Origin of the sequence: Coleofasciculus sp. FACHB-1120 (assembly GCF_014698845.1) — a bacterium.
Lineage (GTDB): Bacteria > Cyanobacteriota > Cyanobacteriia > Cyanobacteriales > FACHB-T130 > FACHB-T130.
In genome coordinates this window covers 97,103-113,984 of the sequence record NZ_JACJTV010000011.1, presented here as the reverse complement: position 1 = coordinate 113,984, position 16,882 = coordinate 97,103, and the positions used below count along the sequence as shown (strand labels likewise).

Genomic DNA, 16,882 nt, shown 5'->3' with positions numbered 1-16,882 from the left:
AGTCATTCGTAATTAGCAAATGACTAAGGACTAACGGCAACTTTCTCTGCGTCAAGCTTTTCTTGTGGCTGCTTGGGGATTGCCCCAAAGTGTTCGATCAGCAAGTCTCGCACCACTGACTTGAGATCCTCACAAGGAACCTTTTTCATAATCTCTTTGCCTAGGTGTGCATCTTTCCCGACCTTGCCACCCATCCAAATATCGACCGCTTCTACGGTTTGACCATCTTTGCGTGTCTTCGTACCGATGAAGCCAATATCTGCAACTTGCGGTTGACCGCAGGAATTTGGGCAACCTGTCCAATGAATGCGAACCGGATGCGGTTGAATTAACTCTTCCTTCAGTTCCTGAATCAAGGCAAGCGCCCGGTTTTTCGTTTCAATCAGCGCAAAGCCGCAGAACTCGCTACCCGTACAAGAAACCAGCCCCCGGTTCAAGATTTCTGGATCGATAGACAACCGTTCTTGAAGTAGTGGTTCTTCTAAGAAGGGGCTTAAGCGCGTGTCGGGGATATTGGGGATAATCAAATTTTGTTCAACAGTCAGCCGAATCTCCCCGCTGCCATAAACTTCCGCCATTCGGGCAAGTTCAAACATTTCATGGGCATACAAGCGACCCACAGGGACGTGCAAACCGACGTAGTTGAGTCCCGGTTGCTTTTGGGGATAAACGCCAATATGGTCGCGCTTGTCCCAGTCAATTTCATCTTTTTGGGCTGCCGATTCCAGCGAATGCCCCAGTTGTTTTTCGACTTCCGCCCGAAACTTTTCAACGCCCCAACCCTCAATCAGGTACATAATCCGGGATTTTAGGCGATTCTCACGGGGGCCGTTATCCCGGAAAACCTCCAGCATTGCCTTACTCAAAGGCACAGCTTCTTCAGGAGGAATCCAAACATCAAGGGGAATGGCTTCGACATACTGATTCGGCGCAAAGTAGCCGCCGACGATGACATTAAAACCAATGGTGTGATTTTTGTAAGCTGGGATAAAAGCCAGGTCGTTGATTTCGGCATGAACAGAGTTGTCTCGACCTCCAGCAACGGCAATGTTAAATTTTCGAGGTAAGTTGCTGAGTTCGAGATTGCCTTCACCGTTATTGGTAATCATGTCCTGAAGGTTGCGGACAATCCCCCGTGTATCAATCAATTCAGCCGCATCAATACCTGCAACTGGCGAACCCGTGATATTGCGAACGTTGTCCATTCCCGATTGAATGCAAGTCAGGCCGACTTTTAACAAACGGTTGAATATCTCTGGAATATCCTCAATCCGAATTCCCCGCAATTGGAAATTTTGCCGGGTGGTAATGTCGGCGTTTCCCTGGCTTTGAAATCCCGAACCCGTGCAGTAGCGTTGCACGATTTCAGCCAATACTCGCATCTGAGTGCTGGTCAAAATGCCGTTGGGAATCCGCATTCGCATCATAAACTTGCCGGGTGTCACCGTGCGATGGAAAAAACCCAACCACTTCAGCCCTTGGTTCCGTTCAAACTCGTCCATCGCCTCCCAGCCAATTTGGGCAAAATGCTCCAGTTCTTGCTTCAGCAAGAGGGGATGTTTTGCAGCTTTGGCTTTTTCAATCTTGTTTAGTTTGTCTGTAGGCTTGGTTGCCTTGATTGCTTCTGTAGGGGTGGTTACGTTAGTCACGGCTTTTCCTCCTTGCGTACCTGTATCTGGCGCAATTGCACGTGTAACTGCACAGCTATTGCTCTGGCTGTTAAATACTGCTTTTTCTGCTAAGTTAGGCGCTTTTTAAAATTGAAACGGTAGATTTTGTTACAGAAGTTGCTTATAGCTAATGAAACCTTTCTTTTGAAATATTTTTAAGTTTAAAGGTCTATCTTTATGGTTACTTGCCAAACCGGGTTTTAGGAAAGCGCTGACGATTAACTTATTAACTGGGACTTGCTTATAACTTATATTTTCCAGGCAGTCGTTTTCTTGATCAATATTTTTAGGAATCGCTGTAAACTTTAGTAGGTAAGACTTATAAAGGGATTAATCTGAAAATAAATCCGTTGAAATGCTGATTATTTGGAATTTTGTCCCCAGCGTCTCTCCACCTGTTCCAAAAGGGTGCTTGAGACAGGTAAAGTTTTCCTAGATACTAGGTAATTAAGCAGGATTTATATGAGTAGATTATCCACAGCTTTGTTTAAAAAACTGGTGTATTTGATACAATTTAAAAATTTTTAATCAGTAGTGCTGCCTTATCAGGTCAAAATTCTCAGAATTGTCGATATAGGGCAGGTATTAAGAATTTTTAGTCGTTCCTGGGGATATTGAGTGGTTCTCTTTAATTTGGAAGAAAGCGAACCGCCAAGGACGCAGAGAGCGCAGAGAGAAAGAAGAGGGTATTTTAGGGGAGAAGAGAGTGAGATAGAGCTACACTGCATCAAGTTCGTAAATCGCTACTAGCTCTTCCTTGCCTTTTACCCGAACAAACTTATCGACTAGGCGCAGGGGGAAAGTGTCGGGGTGGCGCAGTGCCTCAACGATTGGCTTGGTGACGAGGATGGTGCTGTCGTAGTTTTTGGTGAGGCTTTCGACACGAGCGGCTACGTTTACGGCATCCCCAACGACGGTAGACTCGATACGGGAGCTAAATCCAACGGTACCCATGACGACTTCGCCTCGATGAATGCCAATACCGATATCGATGATTGGCAAACCTTGGCGCGATCGCTCTTCATTCAATAGTTTAAGTCGCTGTCGCATTGCTAACGCTGCGTGCAGAGCGTTGTCTGTGGCTTCATCATCGAAGAGCGCCATAATCGCGTCACCGATATACTTGTCAATGAAGCCGCCGGACTTGTCAATCACTTGTCCCATACAGGCGAGGTAGTCATTTAAAAATGAAAAGGTTTCTAAAGGCGTCATTTGTTCTGACATTGCCGTGTAGCCCCGAATATCAGCAAACAGGATCGTAATCGTGCGCGTCGAGGCAAAGCCGACTTGGATGTTCTCGATGCCGTCGGGTGCAATTACAAGGAGAAATTTCTCCGGGACGAATCGATGAAAGGACTCGATAGTTTTTTGTAGTCGGCTAAATAAACCTTGTAGCGCCGCCGACATGTCATTGAAAGCGATCGCTAAAGCGCCGATTTCATCTTTGCGGTAAATTTCAGCCCGATGATGTAAATCGCCAGCAGCAATTTTGGCAGCACTCACTTGCAACCGCCGCACCGGACTACTGAGTTCTGTTGCCAACAGGTAGGCACCGAAAAGACCCAAGGAGAGGGCAAAAACACCCACAAACAGCGCTTTTTCGACAGCGTTTGCGACGGCTTGATTCACCTGCCGCAGTGACATTCCAATCCGCAACGTCCCGATTTTTTGCCCCGAAGAGTTGCGAATCCCGGCGGCAACTTCGATGGCAGTTTCACCCTGACGTGCCCGCACCTCGCGGTTAAAGGTAATGTCGCGGAGGAGGAATGTCTCAACAACGCGGGTATCGTCATATACTGCCAGCGCCGAGTCCGTCACCGTTACAGGCACAATATCGGGAACATACTGTTCCTGAAGCTCGCTTTCGCTGGCGGCGACGATTTGATTTGACAAGCGCACATCGGAGATTAGAATATAAACAAAATCAGGGTTGCGCTTCAGTAGCAGATTGAAACCAAGCCGAATCTGACCCCAATTTTGATCTTCAAGTTCGTTCGTCCAAGTATTGGATAAAGCGATCGCTAGCTGCTGGACTTCACGCCGCTTCTGTTCGCGGTAAAGTTGTCTCTCGTTCTTCGCCCACAGCCACACTACAGAACCAACAATCGCCACAATCAAGAGTGTTGTGGCGGTCATGATTCGTGTGTGAATTGAGCGGAACGGGGCAACTTTCATAAGGGCTAATTGGTAATGGTTACTTGTAATTGCCAAAAAGTTTTAAATTATAAGTTTTGAATGAAAGAATTTTCTGGTAGCTCAAAACTCAAAACTCAAAATTTCAAACTCTCATTAGCCATTCGCCATTATTTGCTAACCTCAAGTTGTTCCACAAAAGTAAGCCAGCGTTGATTCTCGGATCTCGCTTGACAATTGCTGGGGAAAGCAAGCGTCACCGGACCACCCATTTTGGCAGGAATCGGATTGCGTTCGTTCCCCCAGTGTGTGGCAAACAAAATATCGCAGTCTCGCACCTCGTTGGCTGCCAAACGAATTGGGTTCAGGGCATTGCGAGAGACGGGCGCTTTCCCCCGAACGATCGCCGTCGCATTTTCAGGCAGGGTGACACCGGCAGCTGCCAGAACGTCCCGCACGCGCACGCCCGTGAGCTTGACTTTGCCAATCGGCCACCCAATTGGGTAGCCCACAGCTTCTTCGATGGTGACTTGTGGCAGTTGGCTGATGGTTTTGGCATCAAGCGGGATTTCGTCAACGCGCAGTTGCACTGGCTCTGTACCGACAATCAGGTTGGTCACGTAAAATGCCCAAAAACGGTCGGGATACTTTTGCTCAAGCTGCGGGTACTCGGTGTAAGGAAATACCAGGGAAAGCGGGCCGCCTTCGCTGCGGGAAATGGGCATTCCATCGCGCTCTAAAGCAATGATAATCGGGTACGCACGCAAGTCTGCAATGCTGACGGTAGCACGGTAGGAATCGAAAGCGACAAGCGTCACTTCTTTACTATTAGTGATGCCAAACTTGTCGAGCAGTTTAGAGATAGCAACACCCCGGAAGTCAAAAATCCGATCGGGGTTGTTGCTTGTATTATGGGGCGATCGCGTCCGTATATGGGTGGTTGCGATCGCATCTAGTTCTTGCATGGTCAACCGCACGGATTTTCCCGCCGTCGTTTTCCCCTGAATTTCTAGATTCCACTGTTGCCGCTGTCGATTGTTCTTATGAGCGGCAACCATTGCGGCGTTTTTTTGCATCGCCTCATTTCTCCACGCCTCCATCTGAGCTTTCGTTGGTTTCTGATTTTGACATCCGCTCATGAAGGCAAGCAGGAAGAGGCAGCCGGAAAGAGGGAGCAGAGGAACGGGGAAGCCGGGGAAGCGGCAAGATTTCATTTCTATCTTTAATAACCTTCAAGCTTGATTCTGCACCCTTCCACAACTCCCTGTTGCTGCGATTAATGAGGAAAATACGTCGGTTCATTCCCCGGCTTCCACTTAATGTTGCAGCCGATGCTAGGCTTCTGGTCAGACGGGATTGATTGACCGGCTAACACTGCATCAATCGCGGCTCGTAAATCCTTGCCGTTGACGGGTCGATCGTTACCAGGGCGACTGTCATCTAATTGACCGCGATAAACCAAATTTTGGTTGGCATCAAAGAGGAAAAAGTCTGGCGTACAAGCAGCAGTATAAGCTTTGGCAGTTTCTTGAGTTTCGTCGTAGCACAAAGGAAAGGTGAATCCCAGCTCATTCGCCATTGCTTTGAGTGAGTCGGGGGCATCATCGGGATAATTGCTGGCATCGTTGGAGCTAATTGCCACAATTCCAATTTCTTCTCCGACGTAATCTTTGCCAAGCTGCGCCAGTTCTCCCTGGATGTGTTTTACAAAGGGGCAATGCTTGCAGATGAACATGACCAGCAATGCCTGCTTATCGGCAAAGGTGGCAAGGGAAACGGTTTGACCAGATACCACATCCGGCAATTGGAAATCTGGGGCTGTAGTGCCCAGCGCCAACATGGTTGAGGCGGTTCGCACCATTGTATGCACTCCTTAGGTTTTAGTAGACTGCGCTCCCACTTATATTGCTCTACCACTGAAAAAAAAACCAGAGTAAGTAGCGATCGCCCTCTATATAGTACAATTGTACTAATTGCGTTCCGCATCCCAGTCGTTAGGTAGCCATCCAGCCATCGACATGACAAAACTGCAAGCCAGCCTCAAAGTAGTCCAGACAAAACGTGGCGAAGACCGCCAACCCGTAAAAGGTGATGCGAAACACCAGCGCGTTCCATCGCCAGCGATCGCGAATACTGATTTGCGACCTCGAAAGACAACCAATTCCGGAAGGTTAATTCCGTCACTACGGGTGAAAACCTACCAGGAACTGTTACAGGAACATCTGAATGAAAAATTAAAACACCTAGAGGCGCAAGCAACCCAAGTTAATCGGCTTTCAGCGGAGCTAGAGGCAGCAATACAGGAACTCAAGGCAATCTCAGCTCAAGTCAATACAGACTTGAAATCCCTTCGGGGTAAGGCTGACATTTGCGAGTATAAAGCAACCAGTCTCCCCTATGTGGGACAAAAGCTTGATGGATCGTTAGTGCTGACGGCTCGCTCCATCGACCTCTACAAAGCCGAACGGGAAGCCTCGTCGCTGGCACAGAAACTGCGGCGAAGAACCCGAAAAAAACCCCGTTGAGAGCTTCAGTAGTCTACCAAAGCAAATATACGCCCCAGGCTCTCATCCTGGGGCTACTATCAACGGCTTATTGCATTTGCTTGCGATCGCTAACTTTTCCCAAAAGACGGACGAGCGATTGCGTGAGTTGATGGTGATCGCTCGTAACTGAAATTTAGGAATAAAATTGAGGTTACTACAAATTATCAGGCTTGGTGCTATTATCTAAGTAATCAAAATATGGTTCAAATACATATTTAATGATAGTTCTTCTTTGTCGAATTCATATTATCATAAAAACTTGAGTAAAGTATAGGTTTTAAAATAAAAAGTTTCTTCTTATCCTTAAAGAAAGAACTTCGTTTATATTCTACTAATAAGCACTTAAGTAAAAATCAACAAAGGCACAAGTAGAAGAGCAGTCGTCGGCAATGGGTAATAGTAACTCAAAAGACACGCCGTTACACGCAATGAATCCACTAAGCCGATTTTCCAATCGAGCAAAGGATTACGCCAAGTACCGACCGAACTATCCAGACGCCGCTATTGATATTATTCTGAAGGGATTGGGAAATCCGTCGCAACTGGTCGCCGCAGATATCGGTGCAGGGACGGGAATTTCCTCGCGTTTGTTAGCTCAACGGGGAGTGAATGCGATCGCTATCGAGCCAAACGCCGCAATGAGAGAAGCTGCATCACCCCATTCGTTGGTAGAGTTTCGTGACGGAACAGCAGAAGCAACGAATTTACCTAACGCATCTGTTGATTTAGTGACTTGCTTCCAATCTTTTCATTGGTTTAATCCCGAACCAACATTGCTAGAATTTCGTCGCATTCTCAAGCCCAGCGGACGACTAGCGGTAGTGTGGAACGATCGTAATCAAAATGATGAATTCACAGCAAATTACAGCCGCTTAGTTGAGATTGCATCAAATAATCATCCCGCAGAGAAGCGGATGGTTTCAGTCGATCCTCTGCTAACGAGTCCCCATTTTCCAGATGTCCGGTGCCATACATTTGAGTACCAGCAGCAGCTAGATTTAGCGGGACTAATTGGCAGGGTAAATAGTGTATCTTACATCCCCAAAGAAGGAGAGGCATACCAGCAACTTGTGGCAGATTTGCAAGAACTGTATGCCAGCGCTTGTAATGAGCGCGGCTATGTGTATTTAGCCTATCGCACGAATGTTTACCTTGCAGATAATGGGTAATCGGAAAGAGTGACTGTAGAGATGCGAAATTTCATATCTTTACAAGAAATACCCATTACCCATTACCCATTACCCATTACCCATTATTATCCTTTTGCCCAAGGTCCCCAAATAGCAAAGGTAATGCCAGGAGTTTGAATATTCACAAACATGGTATTACCATCGGGTGAAAAACAGGCACCAGCGAACTCCCTATCATTGATAGCATTCCGAGCAAACTGGTAGAGTTCACCCTTTTGAGTCACCCCGACTACAAATTGCTCGTCGTCGCCATCTTCACAGATGATTAAATCGCCAAAAGGAGCCACAACAATGTTATCAGGGCTATCTAATACATTTACATTGTTGGGTTCAACAAATAGTTCGAGAGTGCCGCCTTCTTGTGCATTTGTACCAGGAACGTAGCGCCAAACTTGACCCAATCCTTTTTCTCCACCATCCGTGCAGCAAAAGTAAAATTCACCATTGCCATACCAGATTCCTTCCCCGCGTGTAAATTGGGCTGCCCCCTTACTAAAGCCTTCGACGCGGACAGTATCCGTATCCGGGTCGGGATTGTCGATGCGAACCCATTCAACCTGCATCGGTTGACGCACCGGGAAATTGGTTTTAGTAATTGCTTGGGGCATTCCTTTAATTTTCAGAGCTTCCAAAACACCGCCTTCCACAAGCCTGCCTGGTTGATTTGGAATGAAACGATAGAAGAGACCATTTCCTCTATCTTCAGTTTCATAAACAATTCCAGTTTTTGGATCGATTGCAACCGCTTCGTGGTTAAAACGCCCCATTGCTTTCAAAGGCACAGGAGTCACGGTTCTTTTTGCATTTGCCGGAACTTCAAAGTTATAACCGTGACGTTGCTCGACATTGCCCGTTGTATTAATTGGATCGTTTGTAGCGGGAGTTGAGGTGTTTTCCTCAGAACTAATCCACGAACCCCAAGGAGTCGTGCCCCCTGCACAGTTGCGGTAGGTTCCTGCTAGGGAAGCAAAATGACTTTGCAGTTGGCGATTCGCCCCTACGATCAGGGTTGTTGTGCCACCTTTACAGAGATTATCGTATTTGAGTCCGGCAACTTGCGTAGTGGAATTCGGGCTTAATTCGTGATTGCGAACTAAGATAGTTGTGTTATTAGGGCCGGGAAAAGCACCCATCCCATCGTGACCACCTGGCACTGGATTGCCATCGTTCATCATGTCTCCAGTCCGAGAGATAGCGCGATATTGAAATCCCCGTGGTAAATCTAATAAACCGTTGGGATCTGGAATCAGCGGGCCATAACCTCCCCCACTCACAAATTGACCTTTGGCTGCTCTGGTATAGAGAGCTTCTAGAGGGGACATTAATACAGCACCCGCAGCACTTGCGCCTGCCAGGGTGAAGAATTGCCGCCGTGATAAAGACATGGTGTTCTCCGCGTTTATGCGTAGAACAGCTTAATTGGCGTTCATCAACCTTCGGCAAAGCTTTGATTAACGCTTGATTAATTTTTCATTCAGGAAATATTATTAGTTGCCCAGTTTATTAAAGTTTCTCCAAAAAAACGATTAACGTAAGACCACGCCAATAATTCTTTGCGTACCTTTGCGCTCACCTTCGCGTACCTTTGCGTTAAAATACTCATTCATCTTCCGGATTAATTGCAGAAAATAGCGCCGAATAATCCTCATCTGCTAAGCCCATATCCTGTGACATTTCTAAAATTTGGCGGATGCCTTCCAGACTGCTGACATTCAAGCCATTTAACTTAGCTTCATTGAGAAACAAGTTAGTATCCTTAAGCAAATGTTTAGTTGGGAAATTGGGATTTTCATAGTTTCTATCTAACATTCGCTGCAATTTCTTATCAAAGGTGGGAGCAAAAAGAGCGCTTTGTCGTAAGATTTGCATGAACATCTCAACGTCAGCACCTTGGCGTTGAACAAAACCTAAACTAAGGGCAAAAGCACTCGTGAGGGAAGCGATTAATTGATTTAAGGCTAATTTGACAGCAGCGGCAGCCCCGACTGAGCCAATATGTAGAGGTTCAGCGCTAAAATGTTTTAAAAAATCTGACCACTTTTGAAATTGCTCGTCGGAAGCCCCCACCATGACGATTAGTTTACCGGCTTCTGCTTCCGGAATACTGCCCAACACGGGTGCTTCAATATACTCTGCACCCGCCGCAACAACTTGAGACGCGATCGCTTGACTTTCTCTAGGCGAAATCGTCCCCATTTGAATGACTGTGCGACCTTTTAACTCTTGTCGGGAAGCCTCAGATAGCAAAATCTCATCAATTGCTGTAGCGTTTGTCAGCATCAAAATCACGCACTCAGATTCGCGAATTGCCTCTTGTGGAGAGTCGGCAATTTTAGCGCCAGCATCCTGCAAAGGTGCTAATTTCGACTGAGTACGATTGTATGCAACCACTGGAATTTCAGCGTCTAACAGCCTTTTAGCCATCGGCTGTCCCATCAACCCAGTTCCAAAAAATCCTACTTTCACGATTGCTTTGACCTCTTCTAATTCTTGTTGCTCAAGAACCTCACCCCGCCTGCAACACCGCTCTGAGCAAAGAGCGGAAGGGAATGAGGTTCAGGAAGGATGACGGCTATTCAGGCGGATTTAAGCGGGATCAACCCATGCTCGTTCGGCACTCCAATGGCGATCGCTCGATCGCTCAACTGTAACACCCTCTAAACCAGCTTGTTGCACTAAGTCTTGCACTTCATCCAAGGTAAACGCAGCGTGGAGAGAGTCGCGGAATAACCTCTTTTGGTGTTTGTCGTACTCTTTACCGATACTTTCCACCAGAGAATTCATAATTTCCTCGCTAGGAGGACGAATTAAATCGCGGATGAAAATAGCACCCTGTGGCTTTAACACTCGTTTCAGTTCTTGCAAGAATGGCAATGGATTTGGTAGATGGTGAAACAGGCTATTAGAAATTACCATATCAAATTGTCCATCTTGATAAGGTAAATTCTTGGCATCAACAAATTCCAAAGTTATTTGTTTTTCTAAACCACCTTCTTCCACATTTTCCCTGCCAATTTGCAGCATTGATTCTGCCATATCGATACCAATGATTTGCCATTGAGGGCATTTCCGACCAATTAAAATGGGAATTCGAGCGGTTCCAGTTCCAGCATCCAGCACAGTTGCATTTGTTGTTCCTAACTCAATTGCCCGCTGAGCAAACGCTGCGTTTATCTCTGTAAAGTCCATTGCGTCATATTCAACAGCTTCTTCCCAACTGTCCATGACTTCGGGTTCTAATACTCTTTGCATGGCTAATCGCTAAGTAGATGGATCTGATTATTATTGGATGGGTAGAGCCTCAGTGAAATCCATTAAACTTTTGTCAATCTTGGTTTTTTTCCTCAATTAAATCTATATCCGATGTTTAGTTTAATGATGTCTACCCGTTTAATTACTAATCGCGATCGCGCTTTCGTTTGCGTTCTTTTTCTTTCTTCTTCGCCTCGTCTAGAATTTTCTTCACTTTTGCCTTAATTTCGTTGTGTCGTGCTACTCCTTCATAGGCATAGCGGTTGTAGCCGTTACTCTGAATTAAACTTTCTAAATACCGAGTCCGCTCATCAGTGATCGGGTGCGTGGAAAGCCAAGTGAAGATCGGGCGATCGCGATCTTGCTTGCTTAGCGTCACCATCAGATTCCGCATCCCATCCGCCGCATAGCCGGTAGCACTGAGAATGCGAGTTCCGAGAATATCCGCCTGACGTTCCATGTCGCGGCTGTAGTCAAAAACAATCAGATTGGTGACGGTATTCCCAGCATAAGGAATAAATCCGGTCACGCTAGCCGTAAGATTTCCCTGCGTTACTAATTGAAACCCATGAGAGAGAACGGCATGAGATAATTCATGAGCTAATAAACCGGCTAATTCTGCCTCAGAATGGGTGCGAGCGATCGCCCCCGCATTCACAAAAACCTTGCCTCCTGGTAGCGCAAAAGCGTTGAGATCGTCATCTAAAACCACAAAAAATTCATACTCAAAATCTTGGCGTCCGGCTACCGTTGCTAATTTATTTCCAATTTCTCGAACGTAATTCAACACCTCTTCATCTTCAACCAGTGGCAGTTCGCGTTTTGCTTGTTTTGCCACCGATCGACCAATCGCGGATTCTCCCCGCAGCATCAGTGCAGCGCTTTCAACGGCAGTTAGAGGGCCAAACAAACTGCCCGTGAAGGCATAGCTTAAAGCCCCCGTAATCGCATTAGCGATCGCATTCCCTCTCAACTCGGCGCGTAAATGCGATTGATAACGTTTCAGATTCTCTTCCGCTAACGTTGCAAACTCTGCCGCCTCTGGATGATTCGGGTTAAGCAACGCAAATTGACGTGCTGATAGCGAAGCTTCTAACCATTTTTTATTTTGACCGTATGCTGCAATTTTTGCTTTGAGCAACATCGGTTCGGCAGGATAAACAGTGCTTGCCCGTTCCAAAACCTGTAAAGATTTTTCTACCTGATTGTAATCCCGCAGCGCTTTTGCATACTCTACCTGACCGGGAATAAATTCAGGATACTGCTCTACTAAAAATTGCAGCGGAACAAAAATTTTGCTCTCCAGTTTTTGTTGTATACCCGCTTGAGCCTCGCGCCAATATACCCTCCCCGCTGGTGCTAACTTATCCGTGTCAGTAATGGCTTCTTTTCGCTCAGTTTTCTCAGTTGCATTAGCAAAAGTTCCTTTTGCCTCCCGATAAAGCTTTTCAGCCGCAGCAAATTGTCCCCCCAGATAAAGCTTATCCGCCTCAATTATTTTCTCTTGTTGAGCAATTTCTTCTGGAGTCGGTTTCTCCTCCTCCTCAGCTTTTTCGTCTGTATCGGATTCTGGTTTGGTATCCGGCTTTTCACTTGCTTCCGAACTGGGTTCTGGTTTTGTTTCCTCAGCAGAGGGTTGGACTTCGGGGGTGCTGGTTTCTTCCGCTTTCGGGGTTGTCGGAACTGGAGTGACGATTACCGTCGGAGGTGAATCCTTTTGCGTGCTGGTATCCTCTGGTTGAGAGGTTGGGGTTTCAGTTTTCTTGGGAACTGGAGTCACGATCACCGTAGGAGGCGATGTCGGTTCCGCTAGCACTGCTACGGGGGAAGCGGACAATAGCACAAGCGCAAAAGCCCAGGAATTCCAGACAGGTTTCATGGCAGAAGAAAATGGAAACTCTAGTTTTCTATATTATGTTTAGAGTTTACCTGACCTATCTCGCTGGGACTACACGAACGCAGAGGCGGGGTTGTGCCAATTGACGCAGACTTATTTTAGAGACGCGATCGCTCTTATCTAATCACCACAAAAAAGACGCGATTATTCTACACAAACATAAAGAGATCGCATTCTCTGGAGCAAATTTGCGTCTCAAATGCGAGCGCGTCTTTATTGTTGCTTTTATCGGTGAGTCGAATCACGCTCAGCAGAGCTGAGTATAACCTACTCAGTTAAGGCTTCGGCATTTCTTTATTTTTAATAATCATCTCCTCGAAGTTTAATACCTAGGCGTTTTCTCTGCTCTTGCGCTACTTTCTGCGCTGCTGCTTCACGTATTGATTGAGAGTCTATTTCTGAGGGTTTCACAGTGCTTTCATTTTCATTCTTTAACATTCCTATCTGACGTGTAAGAAATTGCTTGTTACGGATTTGTGCTTCATTTCCACCCGTTTGGAGAAACTGTTGATACGTTAAGCTGATTTCGTCCTGAGCGTACTTGTTTTCGTATTCTCCCAAACCGAGCGCGTCTGTTAATAAGAGGTCTTCCCCTTTACCTCCTAATTCAACTCTAGCTGGCGTGTTTTTTGCATGACCCGCTTCGTCCTTGCTATCATCGATTAACTTCGCACCTAACCCTCCCTCTTCCTTTGAAGTGGCGAGGTCTTTGACAAATTCATAGGTATCTTCCGCCTCTGGCTTATAGTGACCGCTACGGTCCGAAATCGCGGTTATTCGTCCATCATGTGCCGTTTCAACCTCACCAGCTCCTTGGACATTTTGCCCTTCTACCAATCCCGCGTGAGGAACTCTACCTGCGTCTGGTTTTCGATATTCTTTTCCTTCATCCGCTGCATACATTTTTTTTGTTCCGTGTTCCCGTGCAAAAATGTATCGCTTTTCCTTGCTACCTGGGAAAGCGATTTCTCTCTCTTCTGCTGCTTGGGTATTTAGAGGAACTTGTTCGCCTGCTTCATTGGTAGTAGTCAATAAGCCTTGTTCGTTAATTTTTACCTCATGACTGGCTTTTTCTTCGTCATGGAAGTATTTTTCGTTGCCAGCTTCTTCCTCTCCTACCCATTCTTCTCCCAGCGCCCTTCCGTGTTGCTGTTTATCCTCTATTTCAGCTTGTGGTTTAGCTTTCAAAATACTTAGGTATTTCTGGTTCTCTTCGTCTTGAAAAATTTCGCTTTTGCTGTTGAGTAGTGCTAGATTTATAACGCGCTTAGCGGTGTCTTTAGGATTCTTATTCTCCTCATCCTCCTTATAACCACCTCCCATGCTTGCTAATTCGGCTTCGCGTTCGGCTTTTTGTTTGTCTAAAAATTTGCCGGTCATTATTTCTTCCTTGGAGGGAGCTATCGATTCCGGCACTAATGCTTGCTCTTGGAAATCTGAAGGTATCGGTTCATCGAGTAGAGATTCTTCACGCCGCTGGATTAGCGATTTTGTCTCAACTTGACTGCTAGCCTGCGCTGGGGTATTTTCTGAGAGACTCCGCATCAAGGGATGATTGGCAATCCCGTCTGCTGGTAGTGGCGTGTAGCTTGGCATCTCCTGCTCTTCTTGAGGCGACCCAGAAACTGATTTAGTTTGGATAGCCATTGGCAGTGCAGCCAAAAAAGCGTTTTTCTTCTGAATTTCAGGGTTCCAAGAGGAGGATTTGTGTAGTTTTGTATACGTCATAGATTGCCTTTAGAGTGCTAGGAGTAAAATTTTTCGCGCACTTAAACACTAAAAATTACATTTTTTTACAATGATTCCCGGAAAATTACTGAGGAGCGGGAAGAAATAAAGATAGCAAATTTACTGTTGCGCTGTGACCAGATAAGCGAATATTGGGAGAACGCGATCGCTCTTCTAGGATGCCTCTAGAACCCACTTTTCTTTTATCCCAAGTCAATCTTACTCACCATAAGATTTTGCTTTTCACCCCAGTAATAACTTAATGATTTTTTAACTAAAAGCCGTGATTTACCTATTGTAATTTGTCACTAAATATATTTAAGTAACAAGAAAAAAACTTAAAAATGTTTTAATACCAGAAAAATAAATCCGTAATTTCCTCATGGCGGTTTGAAGCAGGAAAACTAATGAACATTACAACCACTGACGGCTGGTATCAAGCCAATTCTCACTACCTGATGACCGCAGTGGCAACGGTGCATCGGGCATTAGAGCATTATATTGCCCGTAAAAAGGATCGAGCGATCGCACCAGTCCCCAACGACCAATCAATAGAAGCGATCGCCTCCTCAATGCCAACCCCTCCAGCATTAGAGCAGCTCTGCACCACCTTCAACCTGTCCTCCTTCGAGCGCGATATCCTACTGTTGTGCGCTGGTATGGCAATCTTTCCTGACTTCCCCGCACTCTGCGCTAACGCCCAAGAAAACCGGGAAATCACTTATCCCACCTTCGGCTTAGCTTTAGAAGTTTTCCCGAAAGCGCATTGGAGCGCCTTCACTCCCCAAGCACCCTTGCGTCACTGGAAATTATTGCAAATTGGAACGGGTCAAGTCCTTACCTCGTGTCCCTTGCAGATTGACGAAAGCGTTCTGCACTATCTTTTTGGGGAGCCGTATCAAGACCAGCAGCTATTGAGCGTAATTAAGCCGATGCCAGTAGAAGCATCCGGTATTCCGCTACAACCCTCGCACCAGCAGATAGTAGAACGGCTAGCAGCCTTGTTGCATAGAGGAGAAGAGACGGAGAGCAGAGGACAAATCCCCATTGTGCAATTGTGCGGTATGGATGCAACCGACAAGCGGGCGATCGCATCTGCTGCTGGCGCTATTGCACAGCGTCCCTTAAAAATTATGTCCGTTTATCGCTTACCAACTGATTTGGAAGATAGCGATCGCTTACTGCGGCGGTGGGAAAGGGAAGTCGCATTGACAGGTAGCGTTCTATTATTGGATTGCGATCGCTTAAATACAGGCGATACAGTACGAGAAAATGCTATTTTGCAGCTGATCGAAGAAACTAGCATCCCCCTCATCATTACTACGGAAGAACGACTGCATTCCCCGCAACGTTCTATCATCACCTTCGACATTCCTAAACTTACCCGCAGCGAACAGCTAGCGATTTGGCAGTCTAACTTAGGCGCGATCGCTGCTGAACTGAACGGACACGTAGAAACGCTAGTCTCTCAATTCAACCTCAACACTCCTGCCATTCAAGCCGCGTGTAGCCAATTAAAAATTAAACATGAACAATTAAATATAAAAGTGGAAGATTCTTCCAGCCCAAATCAATTATGGGACTTCTGCCGCGTACAAGCACGTCCGCGCCTAGACGATCTAGCTCAACGCATCGATTCAACTGCTACTTGGGATGACTTGGTTTTACCAGAAACACAACGCCAAATCTTGCGCGATATTGCGGCTCATCTTTGCCAACGAGCTAAAGTTTACCAAAAATGGGGATTTGCTGGCAAAAGCAGTCGTGGTTTAGGGATTAGCGCTCTCTTTTCTGGAGCTTCTGGTACTGGTAAGACAATGGCAGCAGAAGTGCTAGCAAAAGAATTGCGACTTGACCTATATCGGATTGATTTAAGTGCAGTAGTTAGTAAATATATTGGCGAAACAGAAAAGAATCTGCGGAGAATCTTTGATGCGGCAGAAGCGGGAGGTGTGGTTTTATTATTTGATGAAGCCGATGCTTTGTTTGGTAAGCGTACCGAAGTGAAAGACAGCCACGATCGCCATGCCAATGTTGAAGTTAGCTATTTATTACAACGAATGGAAGCGTATCAAGGTTTGGCAGTTTTGACGACTAATTTAAAAGGTTCGTTAGACCAAGCTTTTCTGCGTCGCATTCGCTTTGTTGTTCAGTTTCCGTTTCCAGATGCCACCCAACGTGCGGAAATTTGGCAGCGTATCTTTCCCACAACCACGCCAACTGAAGAGTTGGATGTGCAGAAACTAGCAAAATTAAATGTAGCTGGGGGAAATATTCGCAGTATTGCGATGAATGCTGCTTTTTTGGCAGCGGATACTGGAGAATCTGTGATGATGAAACATATTTTGCAAGCGACTAGAAGCGAATATGTGAAATTAGAGCGATCGCTCACGGATGTAGAAATTAAAGGTTGGATTTAAACTGTTTAATTTTCGGGGTTCATTCCTTGCATTATGCAATGCGAAA

Annotated in this window: 12 protein-coding genes; 3 read left to right on the top strand and 9 right to left on the bottom strand. The window is 46.1% G+C overall.

What is annotated here, in order from left to right:
• Nucleotides 1-23 precede the first annotated feature (23 nt).
• The 4 genes from H6H02_RS13000 to H6H02_RS12985 all read right to left on the bottom strand — a co-directional run bounded on the left by H6H02_RS13000 (nt 24) and on the right by H6H02_RS12985 (nt 5,664).
• A complete protein-coding gene (locus H6H02_RS13000) occupies nt 24-1,649 on the bottom strand; it encodes a ferredoxin--nitrite reductase (RefSeq protein WP_347342608.1) in 1,626 nt (541 codons plus the stop codon).
• A 738-nt stretch (nt 1,650-2,387) separates the two neighbouring features.
• The gene (locus H6H02_RS12995; RefSeq protein ID WP_190818202.1) at nt 2,388-3,845 is read right to left on the bottom strand and encodes an adenylate/guanylate cyclase domain-containing protein; all 1,458 of its coding nucleotides are present in this window, start codon (nt 3,843-3,845) and stop codon (nt 2,388-2,390) included.
• A gap of 128 nt (nt 3,846-3,973) precedes the next feature.
• Nucleotides 3,974-4,942 (bottom strand): molybdopterin-dependent oxidoreductase, encoded by a 969-nt coding sequence (locus tag H6H02_RS12990; RefSeq protein ID WP_242040692.1) that lies wholly within the window; start codon nt 4,940-4,942, stop codon nt 3,974-3,976.
• A gap of 137 nt (nt 4,943-5,079) precedes the next feature.
• Nucleotides 5,080-5,664 carry a thioredoxin family protein gene (locus tag H6H02_RS12985; RefSeq protein WP_190818198.1) on the bottom strand — a complete coding sequence of 195 codons (585 nt, stop codon included), beginning with the start codon at nt 5,662-5,664 and terminating at the stop codon, nt 5,080-5,082.
• Nucleotides 5,665-5,821: 157 nt separating this feature from the next.
• Between H6H02_RS12985 and H6H02_RS12980 the strand changes: the two genes are divergently transcribed.
• Complete coding sequence (locus tag H6H02_RS12980; RefSeq protein ID WP_206757276.1) at nt 5,822-6,328, top strand: hypothetical protein; 507 nt, start codon at nt 5,822-5,824, stop codon at nt 6,326-6,328.
• 449 nt (nt 6,329-6,777) lie between these two features.
• A complete protein-coding gene (locus H6H02_RS12975) occupies nt 6,778-7,518 on the top strand; it encodes a class I SAM-dependent methyltransferase (protein WP_242040691.1) in 741 nt (246 codons plus the stop codon).
• An 86-nt stretch (nt 7,519-7,604) separates the two neighbouring features.
• On the opposite strand, the gene H6H02_RS12970 is transcribed toward H6H02_RS12975, so the two are convergent.
• The 5 genes from H6H02_RS12970 to H6H02_RS12950 all read right to left on the bottom strand — a co-directional run bounded on the left by H6H02_RS12970 (nt 7,605) and on the right by H6H02_RS12950 (nt 14,416).
• On the bottom strand, nt 7,605-8,924 hold the full coding sequence (locus H6H02_RS12970; RefSeq protein WP_190818192.1) for an alkaline phosphatase PhoX: 1,320 nt from the start codon (nt 8,922-8,924) through the stop codon (nt 7,605-7,607).
• Between the two features lie 214 nt (nt 8,925-9,138).
• Nucleotides 9,139-10,005, bottom strand: coding sequence for an NAD(P)-binding domain-containing protein (locus H6H02_RS12965; RefSeq protein ID WP_190818190.1), 867 nt, complete (start codon nt 10,003-10,005; stop codon nt 9,139-9,141).
• Nucleotides 10,006-10,125: 120 nt separating this feature from the next.
• Nucleotides 10,126-10,791, bottom strand: a complete 666-nt coding sequence (locus tag H6H02_RS12960) for a class I SAM-dependent methyltransferase (RefSeq protein WP_190818188.1) — start codon at nt 10,789-10,791, stop codon at nt 10,126-10,128.
• Between the two features lie 145 nt (nt 10,792-10,936).
• Nucleotides 10,937-12,670, bottom strand: coding sequence for a M48 family metallopeptidase (locus tag H6H02_RS12955; RefSeq protein ID WP_190818187.1), 1,734 nt, complete (start codon nt 12,668-12,670; stop codon nt 10,937-10,939).
• A gap of 318 nt (nt 12,671-12,988) precedes the next feature.
• Complete coding sequence (locus tag H6H02_RS12950; protein WP_190818186.1) at nt 12,989-14,416, bottom strand: hypothetical protein; 1,428 nt, start codon at nt 14,414-14,416, stop codon at nt 12,989-12,991.
• Nucleotides 14,417-14,823: 407 nt separating this feature from the next.
• Here H6H02_RS12950 and H6H02_RS12945 point away from each other — a divergent pair, with 407 nt between their 5' ends.
• Entirely contained in the window at nt 14,824-16,836 is a 2,013-nt protein-coding gene (locus H6H02_RS12945) for an AAA family ATPase (protein ID WP_190818185.1), read from the top strand.
• The last annotated feature ends 46 nt before the right edge of the window (nt 16,837-16,882 follow it).